General features: G+C 60.2%; 11 protein-coding genes. 6 read left to right on the top strand and 5 right to left on the bottom strand.

The window, feature by feature from the left end; all coding sequences use genetic code 11:
- The first annotated feature begins 26 nt into the window (after nucleotides 1–26).
- On the top strand, nucleotides 27–902 hold the full coding sequence (locus DBR16_RS13200) for a dienelactone hydrolase family protein (protein ID WP_109261691.1): 876 nt from the start codon (nucleotides 27–29) through the stop codon (nucleotides 900–902).
- On the opposite strand, the gene DBR16_RS13195 is transcribed toward DBR16_RS13200, so the two are convergent.
- Complete coding sequence (locus DBR16_RS13195) at nucleotides 884–5,803, bottom strand: NAD-glutamate dehydrogenase (RefSeq protein WP_109261690.1); 4,920 nt, start codon at nucleotides 5,801–5,803, stop codon at nucleotides 884–886. The two genes, DBR16_RS13200 and DBR16_RS13195, sit on opposite strands and share 19 nt — an antisense overlap.
- 523 nt (nucleotides 5,804–6,326) lie before the next feature.
- Nucleotides 6,327–6,815: a hypothetical protein gene (locus DBR16_RS13190; RefSeq protein WP_109261689.1), complete on the bottom strand. Its 489-nt coding sequence runs from the start codon at nucleotides 6,813–6,815 to the stop codon at nucleotides 6,327–6,329.
- Between the two features lie 267 nt (nucleotides 6,816–7,082).
- On the opposite strand from DBR16_RS13190, the gene DBR16_RS13185 reads away from it, so the two are divergent.
- The 4 genes from DBR16_RS13185 to DBR16_RS13170 all read left to right on the top strand — a co-directional run bounded on the left by DBR16_RS13185 (nucleotide 7,083) and on the right by DBR16_RS13170 (nucleotide 13,784).
- Nucleotides 7,083–8,861 (top strand): N-acetylglutaminylglutamine amidotransferase, encoded by a 1,779-nt coding sequence (locus DBR16_RS13185; RefSeq protein WP_109261688.1) that lies wholly within the window; start codon nucleotides 7,083–7,085, stop codon nucleotides 8,859–8,861.
- A gap of 1 nt (nucleotide 8,862) precedes the next feature.
- Entirely contained in the window at nucleotides 8,863–10,641 is a 1,779-nt protein-coding gene (ngg, locus tag DBR16_RS13180; protein ID WP_109261687.1) for an N-acetylglutaminylglutamine synthetase, read from the top strand.
- The gene (locus tag DBR16_RS13175; RefSeq protein WP_109261686.1) at nucleotides 10,638–11,786 is read left to right on the top strand and encodes an osmoprotectant NAGGN system M42 family peptidase; all 1,149 of its coding nucleotides are present in this window, start codon (nucleotides 10,638–10,640) and stop codon (nucleotides 11,784–11,786) included. Before ngg ends, DBR16_RS13175 begins: the two co-directional genes overlap by 4 nt.
- Before the next feature lie 93 nt (nucleotides 11,787–11,879).
- Nucleotides 11,880–13,784 carry a cytochrome-c peroxidase gene (locus DBR16_RS13170; protein WP_109261685.1) on the top strand — a complete coding sequence of 635 codons (1,905 nt, stop codon included), beginning with the start codon at nucleotides 11,880–11,882 and terminating at the stop codon, nucleotides 13,782–13,784.
- 4 nt (nucleotides 13,785–13,788) lie between these two features.
- Here DBR16_RS13170 and DBR16_RS13165 read toward each other — a convergent pair whose 3' ends face one another.
- Complete coding sequence (locus DBR16_RS13165; RefSeq protein ID WP_109261684.1) at nucleotides 13,789–14,442, bottom strand: DUF6445 family protein; 654 nt, start codon at nucleotides 14,440–14,442, stop codon at nucleotides 13,789–13,791.
- An 88-nt stretch (nucleotides 14,443–14,530) separates the two neighbouring features.
- The gene (locus tag DBR16_RS13160; RefSeq protein WP_109261683.1) at nucleotides 14,531–14,731 is read right to left on the bottom strand and encodes a hypothetical protein; all 201 of its coding nucleotides are present in this window, start codon (nucleotides 14,729–14,731) and stop codon (nucleotides 14,531–14,533) included.
- Between the two features lie 122 nt (nucleotides 14,732–14,853).
- Here DBR16_RS13160 and egtB point away from each other — a divergent pair, with 122 nt between their 5' ends.
- Nucleotides 14,854–16,170 carry an ergothioneine biosynthesis protein EgtB gene (egtB, locus tag DBR16_RS13155; protein WP_109261682.1) on the top strand — a complete coding sequence of 439 codons (1,317 nt, stop codon included), beginning with the start codon at nucleotides 14,854–14,856 and terminating at the stop codon, nucleotides 16,168–16,170.
- Here egtB and DBR16_RS13150 read toward each other — a convergent pair.
- A complete protein-coding gene (locus DBR16_RS13150) occupies nucleotides 16,167–18,422 on the bottom strand; it encodes a TonB-dependent receptor family protein (RefSeq protein ID WP_161539512.1) in 2,256 nt (751 codons plus the stop codon). The genes egtB and DBR16_RS13150 overlap by 4 nt on opposite strands.
- Nucleotides 18,423–18,450 lie beyond the last annotated feature (28 nt).

Below are 18,450 nucleotides of genomic sequence, written 5' to 3'. Positions count from 1 at the left end.
CCGGCATCCTCGCCCATCAAGTGGTCATGGGCTGGTTTTCGCTTTTTGCATTCCTGATCGCGCTTGGCGCGGGCGCATTTGTCGGTTTCCGGCTTTATCAGCGGGGATTGCTGACGCCGGTCCCCCGCCGCACACTGCATGACATGATCCGGAATATCGAGCCATTCACAGATATCCAAATACCGGCCGGAAAAGGTCCCTTTCCGGCGGTGATTCTCCTGCATGGCTGTGGGGGCATCCGCCCGAATATGGCGGTCTTCGCGAAGCTGGCGACAGAGTTGGGCGTCATGGCTATCGTGCCGGATTCAAACTCCTTTCGCGGCATCGGGTATGAAGAAGCGCTTGAAACCGTCTGCACCGGGGCGAAACTGCGAGCCTCGGAGCGCGCGGGCGATCTTCACGCCGCACTCGAAATCGCCCGCCAGCACCCGCTCGCCAATGCATCGCAAATCGTCATTGCCGGCTGGAGCCATGGCGGCTGGACCGCACTGGAAGCGCTGGCACTCGATCAGGCCGGCATGCCGCCCGCGTCGCTGGATCAATTGCCGCCGAACGGGCTGGAGGGCGTCAAGGCCATCTTCGCCATGTATCCCTATAGCGGCTTTCCGGCACGGTCGCGGCGCATGCCCTGGCGGACAGACATCCCGGTCGAAAGCCTGCTGGTCCGGGGTGATACGATTTGTGATGATCTGGAATCGGTCGAGGTCTTCAATCGACAGATCAAATGGGGGGCGGACGTCAAATGGCGCTATGTGGAGCGGGCAACGCACGCCTTTGACGAGCCGGACCACCATCCGACCTCGAGTCTCGTCTACGACCCCGAACGCGCGAAAATTGCCCATACCGCGTTTCAGGCGTTCCTGAAACGGTATCTGGATCTGCGTCAGGATTCGGCGGACTGAGCCATCTCCCTGAGCTGGGTTGATGCGATGGCCAGCTTGGACAGGGTCCAGGCACCGGTCGTTTCCAGTTCTTCCAGCGCGCTATCATAGCGGCCGGCCTCGATGTCATTCTGGATACACCAGGCGCCCAGCAATTCGTCCGCCCATTCGCGGTTGGGTGCTTCAACCCCGGTTTGAAGCGCGCCGCCCGCCGACCGGGCAAACCGCATCATGGAAGAGGCGATCGCCTGCTGGCTGGCGTACAAATCCTCGATCAGGCGGCGAACGGCCAGGCGGTCCCAGTGAAGATCGGACGAGACCTCCGATCCCAGCCCCCGCAGCATGTCGACAGAGAATCGCGCGCCCGCAGCGTGATAGACATAGCCGGCCGATTCCAGGGGCCAGTCTTCCTGCAGCGCCAGATCCACCACATCCGACGAGGATGTCAGCGGCCGGAGTACAGCGATGTCATGCGCCAGATCCTTGGGAGCGCCGGCTTTTACAAAAGCTTCAGTCCGTTCCTCGACATGTTCGCGGTCATAGCTGGAAATGATGTCCATGGCTGATTCCCGAAGCTTGTCGACGCCCGGCCGGTAAGCCTCGATCAGATCGCGGATCGGTGTGGCCTGACCGGCTTCCTGGGCGCGGGCGCGCCGCGCCAGCCAGTAGGTCTGCCGCCGGAGCAGGCGAATGATTTCACGATGCAAGGTGATCTGGACGTCTGCGGGCGCCCGATTGTCGAGCTTGTTGATCCGGTCGGTCAGATCCGAGAAGCGGAAAACCCGGCGCCCGGCCTCGAAGGCACGCGCAATCAGCTGAGCCTCGGCGCCGGTGGATTCGATTGCGCGGTGCACAAAAGTCGGGCCGCCCAGATTGATCATGTCATTGGCCAGAACAGTGGCGATGATTTCCCGCCGCAGACGGTGGCCGGACATCTGCTCGCCATAGGTGTCGAGATCGTTCGGGAAATAACCCTTCAGCATGCTCTCGAAATGCGGGTCATCGGGAACATTCGACGCCACAAGCTTGTCGAAAGTGGTGATTTTTGCATAGGAGACCAGCACGGCGAGTTCGGGGCGGGTCAAAGCCAAGCCGTGCTCCTTGAGGGTGCGCATGGCGTCGCCCGATGGCAGGCCCTCCACACTGCGGTCCAGCCGTCCGGTCTTTTCAAGCCGCGCCATGAAACGCTCATGCGCATCGACGTCGGCAGGGGCATCGCGTTCGGCCAGCGTCAGCGCCAGGGTCTGGTCGTAATTATGCTTCAACACATGCTCTGCGACCTCATCGGTCATACCGCCGAGGAGTTTGTCGCGCTGCGCGCGGGTCATCTCGCCCGATCTCAGGAGCGGGCTGAGCAGAATCTTGATATTGACCTCATGGTCAGACGTGTCAACGCCGGCAGAGTTGTCCACGAAATCGGCATTCACCCGGCCGCCATTGCGGTCGAATTCTATCCGGGCCGCCTGGGTAAAGCCGAGATTAGCCCCCTCGCCAATGACTTTCGCGCCAACATCGGCAGCATTGACACGAATGGAGTCGTTCGCCTTGTCGCCCACCTCCCAGTGCTGCTGGCCCGAGGCCTTCACATAGGTGCCAATGCCTCCAAACCACAAAAGCTCGACCTGCGCCTTGAGAATGGCCATCATGAGCTCGGGCGGTGACAGGCTTTCCGCGTCTGTGCCCAGAGCCTTGCGGGCTTCTTTTGACAGCTTGATCGACTTTTCCGAACGGGAATAAATCCCGCCACCCTTGGAAATCAGCTTCTTGTCATAGTCCTGCCAGCTGGAGCGCGGGAGGTCGAACAGGCGTTTTCGTTCCTCCCAATTGGCCTCGCAATCGACGGGGTTCGGATCAATGAAGATGTCACGATGATCGAAGGCCGCAATCAGCTGGATCTTGCGCGACAGGAGCATGCCGTTGCCGAACACATCGCCCGACATGTCGCCGACACCGGCAACCGTGAAGGTTTCGTTCTGAATGTCCTTGCCAAGCTCGCGGAAGTGCCGCTTGACCGATTCCCATGCGCCGCGGGCGGTAATACCCATTTTCTTGTGATCATAGCCGGCCGAGCCGCCCGACGCGAACGCATCGCCGAGCCAGAAGTCATATTCCTCCATCGCAACGCCGTTGGCGAGGTCCGAGAAGGTCGCCGTGCCCTTGTCGGCGGCCACTACCAGATAAGGATCTTCGCCATCCCAGATGACCACCTTGCCCGGATGCATGACGGCATCTTCCTGGATGTTGTCGGTAATATCGAGCAGACCGCGGATGAAGGTACGATAGGCGTTCTGGCCTTCTGCCAGCCATTCATCGCGAGAGCCGGACCGCGGCAATTGTTTGGGATAGAAACCGCCTTTTGACCCGACCGGGACAATAACAGCATTCTTCACCTGCTGCGCCTTGACCAGCCCCAGCACTTCGGTGCGGAAATCATCGCGGCGGTCAGACCAGCGCAGTCCGCCACGCGCCACCGGACCGAAGCGGATATGGACGCCTTCCACATTCGGCGACCAGACGAAAATCTCGCGATAGGGCTTGGGCAGCGGAAGTTCTTCGAGTTCCTGACTGGCGATCTTGAAAGAAATGTGGGCCTTGGGCAGCCCGTCATCGCCGGTCTGAAAATAATTGGTCCGCAGCGTTGCCTCGAGCAGGCGGAGAAGGCGGCGCAGGACCCGGTCATGATCAATCGAGGCAACTTTTTCCAGTTGCGCGCGAATGTCCCTGCCAAGCGAAGCAGAATTTTCCTTGCGGGCTTCCAGATCCATCTCGAGATCGGGATTGAAGCGGGTGTCGAACAATGCCAGCAGCTGGCGGGCGATGGCCGGATTTTCCGCCAGCGCCTCTTCCTGAATGGCCTGGGACGGATCCAGCCCGGTCTGCTGACGATACCGGGCGAGCGCCCGCAAAACAGCCGCTTCGCGCCAGCTGACGCCCAGCTTGAGGATCAGCCGGTTGAATCCGTCATTTTCGGCGCGGTTCGCCATGACGGCGAGCAAGGCGTCTTCAAACGCACCACTGAACTCTGTGATGTCCTGCCCGGCGAGCGCCTCCGAGCGCATTTCAAAATCGTGGATATGAACAATGGCTTCGCGCGCCTCGTCGGTTTCGCGGCGGACTTCATAACCGGACTCCTGGATCACATTGAGACCCATATTTTCCAGAATCGGCATGACTTCCGACAGGTGGGTGGGCTCGTTCCGGCGATAGATTTTCAGACGCAGAATCGAGGTGTCCTCGCCCTCATCGCGATAGAGGCGGGCACCGATATGCGTGTCATCACCCAGTGATTCGATACGCAAAAGATCGGCAAGGCCCTCCAAAGGCGCGAACAGTTCGCGATAGCCCGCCGAAAATGCGCGGTCATAGGCCGACAGGCGATGCCGAAGATGGTCCGGCAGGGACCGGCGGCCCTCCGCCACGAACTCATCTTCCCAGGTCCGCGCCAGCGCCACGATTTGCCGTTCCAGCTCGTGGAGGTCCGGTTCGGGATGATTGTTCGGATCGAGGCCAACAATGTAATGAACGCGGGCGAGTGGCCCGTCGCCAAAATGCGGATAATAGGCCGACATGCGGCCATCAAAAGCGGCACGGATCATTTCGCCGGCCTGCTCGCGAACCCGCGAATTATAACGCTCCCGGGGCACGAAAAGCAGGCAGGAAACAAAGCGGTCAAACCGGTCGCGCCGGACCAGAAGCTTGGTCCGCGGACGATCCTGCAAATGCAGGATACCGAGGCCGATCTTCAAAAGATCATCTTCCTCGGTCTGGAACAGCTCGTCGCGCGGATAATTCTCGACGATATTTCGCAGCTTCTTCTCGGAATGCGTGCCCGGGATCTTGCCGGCCCGTTCCAGAACGCGGCGGACCTTGCGCCGGATCAAGGGCACATCGCGGGCCATGCGGTCATAGGCTTCTGCCGTGAAGAGCCCGACAAACCGGGCCTCCCCGATGACGGCACCATCTTCGCGATACCGTTTGACGCCAATATAGTCCATGTAAACACGGCGATGAACGCGCGACTTGATATTGGCCTTGGCGACGATGATCGGCGAGGGCTCGTTCAGAAAGGATTCGATGGCCGGCGTCAGAAGCGCGGGTTCATTGCCCTTGCGCAGCACCTGACGCTCGGGATCGCGCAGAATGCCGAAGCCTGATCCCGGCTGAACGGTGGGCTCGCGGCTGCTCATCTTGCCTTTGGCATCGACATCGAACTGATAGACGCGGCTACCGAGAAAGGCGAAATGGTCATCGCGCAGCCAGCGCAGGAATTCGAGCGCTTCGGACTTTTCCTCAAGGCTGGCCGGCGTGTTGGCATCCTCGACATGGGCGATGGCCATATTCATGGCGGCCCGCATGTCCTTGAAGTCATCGGTCGCCAGCCGGACGTCTTCCATCGCGGCCCGGACCGCTTCCGCCAGCGCTTCGCGGGTGCGTTCATCCAGCGGTTCGACATGCACCTGGATCAGGCTTTCAGGAAGGGTGTCGCCTCCGGCGCAGATTTCGCCCTTCTCATTGCGGCTGACCGGAACAATCGGGTGAAACATGGCGAGCACATCAAGGCCCTGAGCTCCAATCTCGCCCATGACCGAATCGACCAGGAAGGGGCGGTCGGGGCCCGCGACCTCGACGATATCGCGTTTGATCGAGCTGGCGCTGCCGGTTTCCGAAGCGCGGGCGCGGACATGGATTTTTCCTTCGCCCCGCCCTTTCGCCCAGTCCCAGAATTCCGCCGCCTGTTCGGCCAGTTGCGTGGCCTTGATACCCTCGAGATCCTCGGCCAGCGCGTCGCCGAGCACCTGATCCAGAAAGGCCTGCGCGGCCGTATCGGGGTCGCTGCCGAATTTCTTCTGCCAGACCTTGCGGGCGGCTTTGTTGAATGCGGAGGAGGTATAAGCCTGGGCGGTGGCAACAACGGCGGTCATGGGCGGCTCTTCTTGCGCACAAAAGGGGTGACCGGCTCGCCTGATTGTGCAGCCGACAGGGCGACCGGCGTTTCGTCCTTACTCCTGCAACGGGAAGGGTTAATCAAGGCGTAATGCCGCAAAATACCGCAATATTGTGTGAAGAAAGATTCGGCACCGCCGGACGGGGACAGGGGAGTGTCCGGCGGTGCCTGCAGGCCTCCAAGGCAGGCTGGGGGGACGCACAAGTGAGGCCTGTTTCTGTCAGAGCCGTTCCCGGCTCTTTTAAGCTATATAGAGAGCCGCGCTTCCATTTGAAGCCCACACGGCAACGGCCGCTGAAAATGTCAGCACGGCCAGTGCAATCGAGATAAAGCGGTGCATGACATTCCTTCCTCGCTCCGTCTGGCAGGGATATGGGGCCGGTCAGGCAGATTTTCATCCCACACTGTTTCACAAGGGCGTGAAAGACTGTGTTTCCGGCAAAGAAAAACGCCATCCGGACCGGATGACGTTTTCCTTGTCCGTTGAATTGGCTTCAGATTCAGGCGGCGAGCACGCTGGCAAAAACTTCAACGGCTTCGTCTGTGTCTTCCTGGCCGCGGGCCGCGAAAACCTTGCCATTCATGGAGATTGCCACGCCGGCATCGGAAACATCAGGAGAGTTTGCTGCCCGAGCGAACATGGGGACATCGCCGGACATGGCAATAACCGGTTTGCCGTCGCTCAGGAATTTGTCGATCGCCGCTTCGGTGGACTCACTGATGCCGTGAGAATTTCCCGGCAATACGAGCGCGCAATATCCGTCAAAATCCATATCGCCAATGGTTGAGGCCGGAACAAAGTTGACATCCTGACCGGCTTCGGTCCGGCCCGTCAGCATTCCACTCGTATTGGAAACAACCGAGATGGCAAAACCTTTCTGCTCCAGCGGGCGGGTGGCCCGGACAAAATCGTCAGCATCGAAATTCTGGGCGGTTACGGCAGCGACACGGCCGATGATCGGTTGGCGTTTACGGGCAAAGCGGTTCATTAAACTCCTTCTACGCCCGGCACTTCGGTGCGGACGATTCTGGTTACTGTTAGGTCTGAATAAGCATTGAGATAGTTATTGATGGCATTAAAATCAACCACCGGCGTCATATTGCGCCCCTGAATTTTATTATATTGGCCCAATGGAACCTAATGATACATGGTTGATTTATCGCAATCCGGCCCTTATCTAACCGGTTCACCCCACCCCTTCAATCTTCACTGATCAAATACTGTCTAAATATAGTTAGAACAGGAGCCCTTTTTTATGTGTGGAATCGCCGGTGACTTGCGGTTTGATGGAAGTGACGCCAATCCTGATGTCTTGCAGACCATGGCCCGGATCATGGCCCCCAGGGGGCCGGACGGGTCGGGCATGGTCGTCCGCGGCGCCGCGGGCTTCGCGCACAGACGGCTGAAAATCATCGATCTGTCCGATGCCGGGCAGCAACCGATGGAAGATGCCGAACTGGGCCTGACCCTCGCCTTCAATGGCTGCATCTATAATCACAAGGAATTGCGCGCCGAGCTGGAAGACAGGGGATACCGCTTCTTCTCGACATCCGACAGCGAGGTCATCCTGAAGGCGTATCACGCCTGGGGGCCGGATTGCGTGCAGCGTTTCAACGGCATGTTTGCCTTCGCCATCCGCGAGCGCGAGAGCGGCCGGACCGTTCTTGCGCGCGACCGGATGGGCATCAAACCGCTCTATCTTGCGGACACGGATGGCGGGCTGCGGTTCGCCTCCTCGCTGCCGGCGCTACTGGCCACGGGTGGCCTCGACCGCACCATCGATCCCGTCGCCCTGCATCATTATTTCAGCTTCCACTCCGTGGTGCCGGCCCCGCACACCCTGTTCAAGGGAGTACGCAAGCTGCCGCCGGCGACGGTTCTGGTGATTGAAGCGGACGGATCCCGCAAGCAGGACACCTACTGGCAGCCGGATTATGACCTCCGGGCTGAAGAGCGCTCACTGTCGGCGGATGACTGGCGCGAGCGAGTGGAAGCGGCGCTGAGAGCGGCCGTGCGCCGGCGTCTTGTGGCCGACGTGCCGGTCGGCGTGCTGCTGTCCGGCGGGCTGGATTCATCCCTGATTGTCGGCCTGCTCGCGGAGGCCGGAGCCACCGGGCTGAACACATTCTCCATCGGCTTCGAGACGGTTGGCGAGGAAAAGGGAGATGAATTCGAATATTCCGATATTGTGGCGGAGCATTTCGGCACGATCCATCACCAGATTCCGGTTGAAACCTCGCGGGCCCTGCCGGCGCTTGGCCGCGCCATCGGTGCCATGTCCGAACCCATGACATCCCATGATTGCGTCGGGTTTTTCCTGTTGTCGGAAGAGGTCTCGAAGCATGTGAAAGTGGTGCAATCGGGGCAGGGCGCGGACGAGATTTTCGCGGGCTATCACTGGTATCCGCCCATGGCCGGGGCGAATGATCCGCTCTCCTCCTACAAGACAGCGTTCTTTGACCGGGAGCAGGCGGAAATGGCCCGCCTGATCCCTGCTGACATACTCGCAGATGACCCCTCGACGGAATTTGTCAGGCAGCATTTTGCCCGGAGCGGCGCAACGGAGGCGGTGGACAAGGCACTGCGGCTCGATTCCCACATCATGCTGGTTGATGATCCGGTCAAGCGGGTTGACAATATGACCATGGCACACGGCCTTGAAGCCCGCGTTCCCTTCCTTGATCACGAGCTGGTCGAGATTGCGGCGCGCTGCCCGGCGGACCTGAAGATGGCGGAGGGCGGCAAGGGGATTCTGAAAACCATTGCCCGCGACCATATTCCGCATGCGGTCATCGACCGGCCGAAAGGCTATTTCCCGATGCCGGCGCTGAAATATCTGCGCGGCCCCTATCTCGAAATGGTGCGGGATGCGGTCCATTCCAGCACTTTCAAGGACAGGGGGCTGGTCAATCCGGATTATGTGGAAGAGCTCCTGAAGGCGCCCGAGGATCATATCACGCCGCTGCGTGGCTCGAAGCTGTGGCAGATCGGCGTTCTCGCCCTCTGGCTTGAACAGCACGACCAGGCGGCCTGACATGTCCGCTGCCGACAAATCCCGCAAGGACCGGCCCGTCCGGGCGCGCCAGCATAGGCTGGAGCGCCTACGAAAGCAGTCCGGCCTGACGCCGCCCCCGTCCGCGATACCCGAGGCGGCGGAAAAGGGAGAGGGCGTTACGGTGGATTGCGGCTGGGGCCGGCTGGTGTTCTGCCAGACCTTTCCCGATAATGAGTCCATTGCCGAAGCGCTGAAGGATGAAGGCGAGGACCGCAGGGATATAGCGGTTTATGTGCGCGACCCGCATGTCCTGCTCGCCATCGCGCCGACCGAACTCTTCCTCGATCCGTCACATACCTACCGGCTGGATCTCGGCGCGTTCAAGACCGCCAGGGACCGGCCCGAGGGTTTCACGATCCGGCGCCTGTCCTCGGCGGCAGACGCGAAAGCGGTCAATCGCATCTATCGCGCCAATCACATGGTGACGGTTGATCCCGACTATGTCTGGAAACGCCGCGATTCGCGGGTCATCACGATTTTCGTGGCTGAAGACAATGAGAGCGGCGATATTGTCGGGACAGTGACGGGGGTGGATCATGGCCGGGCGTTCGACGATCCGGAACAGGGCAGCTCGCTCTGGTGTCTGGCGGCCGATCCCAAAGCCCGGCTGCCGAAAATCGGCGAGGCCCTGACCCGGCATCTGGCCGGTCATTTCCAGGCTCGCGGCTGCGCTTTCATGGACCTCTCCGTCCTGCATGACAATGAAGCCGCCATCAGCCTGTATGAGCGCCTGGGCTTTGTCCGCGTGCCGTTTTTTGCGGTGAAACGGAAAAACCCGATCAATGAGACGCTCTTCACCGGCCCGCCAATGGAAGACGGGCTCAATGTCTATGCCCGTATCATCACCGAAGAGGCCCGCCGCCGGGGGATTGCGACCGAAGTGCTGGATGCCGAAGGCGGGTTTTTCCGCCTCACCCTTGGCGGACGATCAATTGTCTGCCGTGAATCCCTGTCAGAGCTGACCAGCGCCGTGGCCATGAGCCGGTGTGACGACAAGGCCGTCAGCCGCCGCTTGATGCAGAAGGCTGGTATTCCCGTGGCCGAGGCGGTTGATGCCGATGACGATGACGCGGTGGGCCGATTGCTGGACCGCGCCAGGGAAGTCGTCGTGAAGCCCGTGCGCGGCGAACAGGGGCGCGGAGTCACAGTCGGCATCCGCGACCGGAAAACGCTGGACCAGGCCATCCGGTCAGCGCGGGAGCAATGCCCCGACGTCCTCGTCGAGACGTGTATGTCCGGTGACGATCTCCGCGTCATTGTCATTGGCGGAAAAGTTGTCGCGGCCGCTTTGCGGAAACGCCCGTCCATTGTGGGTGATGGTACATCGACCGTGCGCAAACTGATTACAGGACTGTCGCGCCGGAGACATGCCGCAACCGACGGCGAATCGCGGATTCCGCTGGATCGCGAGACCCGGCGTTGTGTCAGCAATGAGGGCTATTCATTTGATGATGTGCTGCCCGCCGGAAAGACCATAGAGGTCCGCAAAACAGCAAATCTGCACACTGGCGGAACGTTGCATGATGTGACAGCGCGCCTTCACCCGGGCATTATCGAGGCGTCGATTAAAGCCGCTTCAGCACTGGACATTCCTGTGGTCGGGCTGGATTTCATGGTTGAATCGCCAGCGTCTGGCGATTTTATCTTCATCGAAGCCAATGAGCGTCCCGGCCTGGCCAATCATGAGCCGCAGCCGACGGCAGAGCGGTTTATCGATCTGCTGTTTCCACAAACTGCACGAAAGGATGACGCGGAATGACCCGCCTGCCCGAAATCGATCCGGACTATTTCAAATCGACGCTCGAGGCGCTGCTCTCCATTCCGAGCCCGTCGGGCTATACCGATGAAATCGCCCGCTGGACGATGGAAGAAATCCAGAAAATGGGAATCGAGACCGAGCTGACACGGCGCGGGGCGATCCGCGCCCGGATTCCGGGCACAGCCGCCCAGCCGGTCCGGGGGGTGATCGCGCATCTCGATACGCTGGGGGCCATCGTGCGTCAGCTGAAAGACAATGGACGCCTGGCCGTGGCACCGATCGGGCACTGGTCTTCGCGGTTTGCAGAAGGCGCACGGGGAACGCTGTTTTCCGAAATGGGCACGTTCCGCGGAACAATATTGCCGCTCAAGGCCTCCGGCCACGTTTTTGCTGATGAGGTCGATACCCAGCCCGTGAGCTGGAAGCAGGTCGAATTTCGAATCGACATGCCGATTTACAGCAAGGACGACGCGGAACGTGCGCATCTGGCGGTCGGAGATATCATTGCCATCGATCCGCAGCCGGAGTTTTTTGACAATGGCTATATCGTCTCCCGCCACCTCGACGACAAGGCCGGGGTCGCGGCGCTGCTGACCGCAATGAAGGCGCTCAAGGAGTCCGGACAGACCCCTGCCGTCGATACGCTGTTTCTGTTCTCGATCACCGAAGAAATCGGATCCGGTGCGTCCTCCATCCTGACGCATGATATCGCCTCGATGGTTGCAATCGACAATGGTGCAGTCGCCGAGGGACAAGGGTCGAAGGAAACCGGTGTCACCATTGCGATGGGCGATATGACGGGCCCGTTCGATTTCCACCTGACCCGCAAGCTGATCGATCTCTGCCGTGAACACGACATCCGCCATCAGCGCGACCATTTCGAGCATTACAGATCGGACAATGCCTCTGCGGTTGAAGGCGGGGCCGATGTCCGGACCGCGCTGATCACTTTCGGGATTGATGCCAGCCACGGATATGAACGTACACACATGGATGCACCCTGTTCGGTCGCCGAACTTGTTGTCGCCTATGTATTGAGCCCGGTTACCATTGCGCGTGATGCCGAAGAGCTTGGCGGACTGAAGGGATTCCCGGAACAACCTCACGAGGCGGCCAGGGGATCCACCGGCCACCGTACGGATTAATGCTTTTTCTTTCGACGGATTGGTAACCCTTGGTCGTTTAAGGATTCGGGGACGGCGCTTTTGTTTATCAGGGGCGAGCGAGGACAGGCGTTCATGAATCCGTATCTCAAGGCCGGAATTGCGGCGAGTTTCCTTTGTTTTTCCAGCAGCTTTGCCCAGGATGCGGGCGGGCCGATCGTGGCGGCGGTGCTGCCGTCGAGCCGGGCGGTTCAGGTGGGTGACACCGCTACCGCGTTTGCGACCATCATCAATGCCGGCCAGACCGAAGCAGTCAGTTGCCGCGTCGAACTCTCTCCGGGCGGCGAGGCGACGGGCAGTTTTTCGTTCCAGACAACCGATGCCACCAATGCCGTCACAGGAAGCCCCAATGCTCCGGTGAATATTGCCGGCGGCGGCGCGCAGAGCTTTGTTTTCGCCTTCACACCCGGCGCGCCCTATGACGGCGGTGACCTTCCGCTGGTGTTTGATTGCGACAATACCGACCCGGCACCGGTCCGGGCGGGCGTGAATTCTTTCTGGCTGTCAGCTTCCACCTCGGCCGGCGCGGATATTGTGGCGATTGCCGACACGGGCGCCTCTGTCGGACTCAATTCCCTGCCGGGTGTTGTCGAAACGATTGACCGTCAGAAGAATGGCGCTTTTGTGGTTGCCATCAGCAATGTCGGCGCAGCCGCCAATCTCACGGCACGGCCGGTTTCAAACCCGGACGGGCTGACTGTGACACCGCGCATCTGTCAAACCAATCCATCGACAGGTGCCTGTCTGTCCGCGGCGGCGGAAAGCGTGGATTTCTTCATCGGTGCCAATGAGACCGCCAGTTTTGCCGTCTTTGTGATTGACGGGCTGCCCGTGGCTTTCGAGCCCGGAAACAACCGGATTTCCGTGCGGTTCGAGCAAGGCGATGCGCTGCGCGGGTCCACATCCGTGGCGGTACGGACTCTGATGAGTGAGCCGGTTCTGCCGCAAATTCCCTATCTTTACGCCGATGCCGATGTGGACCTGCCCAATTATTATCTGAACGGGCCGGTCGCCGGGGCAGACAATACGCCGATCGACAATCACATTACCAATCCCGGCGCCGCGCTGGGCCGGGTGCTGTTCTATGACCGGCGGTTGTCAGCCAACAACACAACCTCCTGCGCCACCTGCCACACGCAAGCGACCGGCTTTTCCGACCCGCTCGAACTGTCTGAAGGGTTTGCGGGCGAACTGACAGCGCGGCATTCGCCGGGCCTGTCCAATGCACGATTCTATGCGAACGGGCATTTCTTCTGGGATGAAAGAGCCGCGACACTGGAAGACCAGACTCTGGCACCGATCCAGAGCGAGGTCGAGATGGGCCTGACGCTGGAAGAGGCCGTGTCTCGCATTGCCGCCGAGGATTTCTACGACCCGCTTTTCACGGCAGCTTTTGGCGATCCGGCGGTCACAACGGACCGGATGGCCCGGGCGATGGCCCAGTTTGTGCGGTCCCTGACGACTTATAATTCCCGGTTTGACCAGGCATTATCGGCCGGCACCGTCGGATCGCCGGCTTTCGAGGCCAGCTTCACACCGCAGGAATATCTGGGCCTGCAGCTCTTCATGCCGGTGAACGGATCTCCGGTCGAGAATCTGGGCTGCGCCGCCTGCCACGGCACTCTGGCGCACATAAGCGATGATGTTCACAATATAGGTCTGGATGATCCTGCAGATCCGGACGCTGACCCGGGCAATGGGCTCGGGGAATTCAAGGCACCCTCGCTGCGCAATGCGGGTGTTCGTACCCATTTCATGCATGATGGCCGTTTTACGTCGCTCGCCGAAGTGATCGAGCATTATAATTCCGGGGTGATCGCCAGCCCGGGCCTTGACCCGCGGCTGCGCAATGGGCGCGGGGAAGCCCGGCGCCTGAACCTGACTGTTGAGGAAGCCCAGGCATTGGAAGCTTTCCTTCATACGCTCACAGACAATGATTTCCTGACAGATCCGCGTTTTGCCGATCCATTCGTGGACTAAATGATCAGGCGAAAGCGGCGTGAGATTTTTCGCGCCGCTCGCGCTCCAGTTCTGCGGCGCTGAAATAGAATAGCAGATAGACCAGCCGACCGGTGCGGATGTCGGTGCCGAAGCCGGGGCCGGCATCGTGGAAAAACCATGGGCGGAACAGGATGAGCCGATTGAACTTCATCGGCACATGCATGACGTGCTCCCAAGCCTCCGGGTTCTTCGTATCCGGGAAAGCCTGGTTGTTTACATAATCGGAATAGGAGGTGGCACCGGTCCGCGCGAGGTCCTGTGGGGTGTGCGGGGCATGCTCGAGACCACTCGCCTTGTGCCGGTAGAAATCGGTTCCGCCCTGGCAGAGCTCATCCGGCGTGAGATAATAAACGCAGGTCCAGTGGCAGGCATCGACATGGACGCCGCCCTTGCCGTCTTCGCCTTCGAGGCTGACACGGAACCGCGCATAACTGTCGCCACCCGCAGGAACCAGCCTTTCCCCGATCACGGTTTCGATCTGCTGCTGGAATCCTTCCAGATTGACCTGCTGAAGGGAATTCCGGCCCGGGTAGAGAACGGTGTCCGGCGCAGGAGGGTAGTCCAGAGTCAATGCCGCCTCGCGCAATTCCTGCGCATTGTCCATGACGTCATCAAGGATGATCAAAGAGCGATGCATGCCTTCCCCCGCAATTTGCGTGAAGGCTATGACTGAAACCCTGTCGCGGCACTTGCAGGCAAGTTACCTCAACGTAATGTTGTTCGCTTTAGCGTGAGCTTGCCGGTTCTATGGCGGGCCGCTCGCCTTCCATGACACTCACAAACAAATCGAGCTGCCGGGATATTTCCGCATGAACTTCCGGCGGAATGGTGGCGGCATCCCGCGCCTGCTGGCGGACATGTTCCGGGCAGACAATGGCACCGATGGCCAGAAGGGCTGTAAAGCCCGCACCTATGAATATCTTCATCTTGCCCCCTCCCCAGACGGAAGAATCATTACAGACTTTTCATCTTGCGGCGTCAATCACCTACGGGTGGTAAGTCTGACCGTGTGTGTCTAGACTTGGCAGACGCACCGGAGGCCGACGGCATGACCCATCCCGCCCTGTCATATCGCCCGCAATTCGATGACCGCGAAGCGTGCCTGAATCGCTTTTCAGGTGTCCGCGCGGATACGATGAGGCTGATTGCCGGCCTGTCGGCCGAAGACATGCAGATCCAGACCATGCCGGATGTCAGCCCGACGAAATGGCATCTGGCGCATGTGACCTGGTTTTTTGAAACCTTCCTCGCAAAGCCGCATCTGGACGGTTATCGCACGTTCGACCCGGGCTTCGGCTATCTCTACAATTCCTATTACGAGCAGGTCGGACAGCAATGGCCGCGGGCGCAACGCGGACTGTTGTCGCGGCCATCGGTTGAAACCATCCTGGCCTATCGCAGACATGTGGAAGAGGCCGTCTCCAAACTGATCCGGACCGCGTCCGGCGAGGCCTGGACGCGGATTGCGCCGCTGATCGAGCTGGGCCAGCAGCACGAGCGGCAACACCAAGAATTATTGCTGACGGATATCAAACATGTCCTGTCGCAGGCACCCGATCCCTATGCGCCGTTTGAATCCCGGCTCGCGGAGGCGCCCGATGCGCCGGCGGCGGCGAGCTATATCCCGATCGAGGGCGGGCTGGTCGAAATCGGGGCCAGCCACGCCGATTTTGTTTTCGACAATGAGCTGCCCCGTCACAAGCGCTGGCAGGAAGGGTTCGAAATTTCGGCACGGCCGGTCTCGAACGCCGAATATCGCGAATTCGTCGAGTCAGGGGGGTATGAGGATGCCCGGCTCTGGCTCTCGGACGGCTGGGCATGGCGGCAGCAGAACGGCGTGCGCCATCCGCTATACTGGCAGCACAGTGACGGCATATGGACAGAGTATACGCTGCACGGCCTGTCCCCGCTGCAACCGGGCCTGCCGGTCTGTCATGTCAGCGCCTATGAGGCCGCGGCTTTTGCGGAGTGGAAGGGGGAGCGCCTGCCCACGGAAACCGAGCTGGAATTGCTGGCCCGCCAACATCCGGCCGAAGGCGTTCTCTTGGGTGACGGGGACCGGTATCATCCCGGCCCGCTTGGCGAATCGGGCCAGGCAGAGGCCGTCTTCGGAGGGGTCTGGGAGTGGTCATCGAGCGGCTATGAACCCTATCCGGGCTATCATCCGCCCGACGGAGCCGTCGGCGAATACAATGGTAAATTCATGTCCGGCCAGCAGGTCTTGCGCGGCGGATCCTGCGCAACAGAGCGCAACCATATAAGGGCAACCTACCGCAACTTCTTTCCGGCCAATGCCCGCTGGCAATTCTCCGGCATAAGGCTGGCCAAGCGCACCCGCCCGGCCAGCTCCCTGCGGTCCGCCTAGAATTCCGCTGACAAACCGAAGATGACAGCCTGCGGCGCCCCCGGACGCAAGCCTGCCGGGCGGCGGGCGACGGCATAGACTTCGTCGGTGAGGTTGCGGACTGATACGCGCGCCCTCAAGCCTTCGCGGAACGACCACCAGGCCGATGCGTCAGCGACAAAGTGTGATTCAACGAGCTGGTTAGCCGGAATAGCGCCCTGTCCAGCCACGGTACGGACATCATCCACCCAGGTCAGGGCCAGTTGCCCACCGAATTGACCGGCATCGAGACCGATTGCGCCATAGATCTGGTTTTCCGGGATATAGGGCAGCTCGTCTCCAATATTGACCGTCGCCCATGGTTCATAGGCCGAATTGAACGCCGTCTGGAATTCTGTCGATGTATGCGTAAAGGCGAGGCGGGCCGGAAGCGAAACCCCGAGATTCAACGCTTCCCCGAAATCGGCCTCGGCGGCAAGTTCCAGCCCCATGACATCGACTTCGCCGCCATCAAACTGGGCACCAATCGTACAGCCACCTCCTGTGGAATTGGTGCAGGAGCCGAGAAGGTTGTCATAGGCGTTATAAAATCCGACGGCTTCGGCTGACCACCAGCCATTACCATAACGCGCGCCAAGCTCGGTGTTGACAGCGTCTTCCGGCTCACGCGAGGCGGAGCCGGGCGAGGGCGGTGCGAAGCCGCGATGGACACCGCCGAAGAAGGACCAGTTCGTGTCCAGATCAAAGCGGACGCCGATTCCGGGTATCACAGCATCGACCGTGTTTTCAGTTATGGATGGCTGATTCAGTCGCGCCGTATCCCCGCCACCCCAGTTTTCGCGCTTCAGTTCGATTCGTTCGAACCGGACGCCCGGGACAATCGTCCAGCGGCCGGTCGTGATTTCATCCTGAATGAAGAAGGCAAACGCCGTTGCCGAATCGATCCGGTTTGAATCCGTACCGGGAACGCCGCGCGTAGTTTCCACAAGGCTGCCATTATCCATGCGGAACCGGTCTACCCATTGGAAGCGGTCCATTTGATCGTAATGAAAGCGAAGGCCGACATGCCAGTTGTGGGCCATGCCATTCCAGTCTGAAGCGCCAGAGAGTTCGGTCTGGAAGCCTTGCGCATAATAAACGCGGTTATTGTGTTTGATGTTCAGCGCGTCATCTGCTGACACCAGGCCCGGCATACCCTGCAAAATGGCATAAGCTGCGGTGTTGCCAGCCGGATCGTCGAGTATACTGGAAATGCTGACCGCCGCCATCGGCCCCGCCCCGTCCGGGTCAACACGGTCCAGCTTGAACCAGTCACGGGCAAAATCGGTGCGGTACAGGACCGAGCCCAGCGTCAGATCATTGCCGAAACTCGCCGTGTGGCTGAGTGACCAGAGCGAGTGCTCCGCATCCATCTGATCCCGGGCACTGGCCGCATAACGGCGGAACGGGTCTGCCGCGAAGTCAGCTTCTGTCAGGCCGAGATAGGTCTCGTTTGACAATTCATCGGAATACTGCGCGCGAAGTTCGAAACTGTGGCCGACATCGCCGGTCCGGGTTTCGAGGCGCAACCGTGCCACGTAATCCTCGATTTCAAACCCGGAATCCTGTCCGGACGGTCCGTCAATATTTTTGAAACCGGAGGCGGAGTTCTGGTAGGTTTCGAGCAGACCACCAATGCTGGTGGATGCGTTAACCTCCTGCATTGCGCCAACCCAGGCATGAAGGCGGCGCTGATCTTCATCACCGACCCAGAAATCAATCTGCCCAGCTAATGACTCTTCCGGGACGGGCGTGGAGAGAAGATTGACGGACCCGCCCTGTGTGCGCGGGCCATAGCGGACACCCGCTGCGCCCTTGATGATCTCGATGCCTGCCATGCGTCCGGAATGCGGGAAGTAATAGGCAGCAGGCGCCGAATAGGGTGCCGGCGAAATCAGGATGCCATCTTCCATCAAGGTGATGTTTGACGAGCGATCCAGACCTGTGCCGCGCAGACCGATATTCGGACGCAAGCCGTAGCCATCTTCTTCCTGGATATTGACGCCCGGAACGGCGCGGAGGGCGCGGTTGATGTCGGAATAATCCTGAACATCAAGATCAGCCGCAGTCAGCACTTCAGCCGAGCCCGGAACATCTGACGGATCGCCGGACAATCCGATGACGACAATAACATCCCGGGTCGTGGTGATAGCCTGATTGGCAGCTTCGGTTTGAGCGAGGGCAGGCGCGCCAAGAGCGCAGGCGGCAGCACCCGCCAGTAGGAAAGAACGCATGTAAGAGAACCCCGAATAGCTATTGCGA

It is taken from the genome of Hyphobacterium indicum, assembly GCF_003129605.1.
Taxonomy (GTDB): domain Bacteria; phylum Pseudomonadota; class Alphaproteobacteria; order Caulobacterales; family Maricaulaceae; genus Hyphobacterium; species Hyphobacterium indicum.
This window is presented reverse-complemented; position numbering and strand designations above follow the sequence as displayed.

Bases quoted from the DNA above. Each gene is read 5' to 3' on its own strand.
- DBR16_RS13200 (WP_109261691.1), top strand. From the start codon at position 27: ATGGGCTGGTTTTCGCTTTTTGCATTCCTGATCGCGCTTGGCGCGGGC.
- DBR16_RS13195 (WP_109261690.1), bottom strand. From the start codon at position 5,803: ATGACCGCCGTTGTTGCCACCGCCCAGGCTTATACCTCCTCCGCATTC.
- DBR16_RS13190 (WP_109261689.1), bottom strand. From the start codon at position 6,815: ATGAACCGCTTTGCCCGTAAACGCCAACCGATCATCGGCCGTGTCGCT.
- DBR16_RS13185 (WP_109261688.1), top strand. From the start codon at position 7,083: ATGTGTGGAATCGCCGGTGACTTGCGGTTTGATGGAAGTGACGCCAAT.
- ngg (WP_109261687.1), top strand. From the start codon at position 8,863: ATGTCCGCTGCCGACAAATCCCGCAAGGACCGGCCCGTCCGGGCGCGC.
- DBR16_RS13175 (WP_109261686.1), top strand. From the start codon at position 10,638: ATGACCCGCCTGCCCGAAATCGATCCGGACTATTTCAAATCGACGCTC.
- DBR16_RS13170 (WP_109261685.1), top strand. From the start codon at position 11,880: ATGAATCCGTATCTCAAGGCCGGAATTGCGGCGAGTTTCCTTTGTTTT.
- DBR16_RS13165 (WP_109261684.1), bottom strand. From the start codon at position 14,442: ATGCATCGCTCTTTGATCATCCTTGATGACGTCATGGACAATGCGCAG.
- DBR16_RS13160 (WP_109261683.1), bottom strand. From the start codon at position 14,731: ATGAAGATATTCATAGGTGCGGGCTTTACAGCCCTTCTGGCCATCGGT.
- egtB (WP_109261682.1), top strand. From the start codon at position 14,854: ATGACCCATCCCGCCCTGTCATATCGCCCGCAATTCGATGACCGCGAA.
- DBR16_RS13150 (WP_161539512.1), bottom strand. From the start codon at position 18,422: ATGCGTTCTTTCCTACTGGCGGGTGCTGCCGCCTGCGCTCTTGGCGCG.